We start from the raw sequence: 369 nt of genomic DNA, 5'->3' as shown, positions 1-369 counted from the left end.
GGGGCCGACCAGCATAATACGTTTGTAGAAAAAGTCTGGAAACAATAGCGCGTAGTGCTGCGACGCCAAGAGGTAGGGCAGAAGGAAAAGGATAAACATAAAGAAGAAATCAAAGGTGTCCAAACCTACCAAAGTGCCGCTGCTGGCGGCCCTGGTGCTTGCCGCGTGTTCTTCGACAAACACACTGCCAGCCGGCAAGACCCCGGCAGACAATATAGAAACTGCCGACCTTTCGGCAAGCGTTCCCACCCGCCCTGCCGAACCGGAAGGAAAAACGCTGGCGGCGGCTTGAACCCGGCTGCTGAGATTGAGTTTGCGGAGCAGGTTTTGCTGTCTCTTATACACATCTCCGAGCCCACGAGACTCGAC

General features: G+C 55.0%; 1 pseudogene. It reads right to left on the bottom strand.

The window, feature by feature from the left end:
• A pseudogene (locus ACRPFF_RS11410) lies at nt 1–369 on the bottom strand (hypothetical protein); the annotation flags it as partial.

It is taken from the genome of Neisseria sp. SLRRB23 (assembly GCF_050896295.1).
In the GTDB taxonomy this organism is placed as follows: Bacteria; Pseudomonadota; Gammaproteobacteria; order Burkholderiales; family Neisseriaceae; genus Neisseria.
The sequence above is the reverse complement of the archived record's forward strand: the minus strand, read 5'-3'. Positions and strand labels throughout refer to the sequence as shown.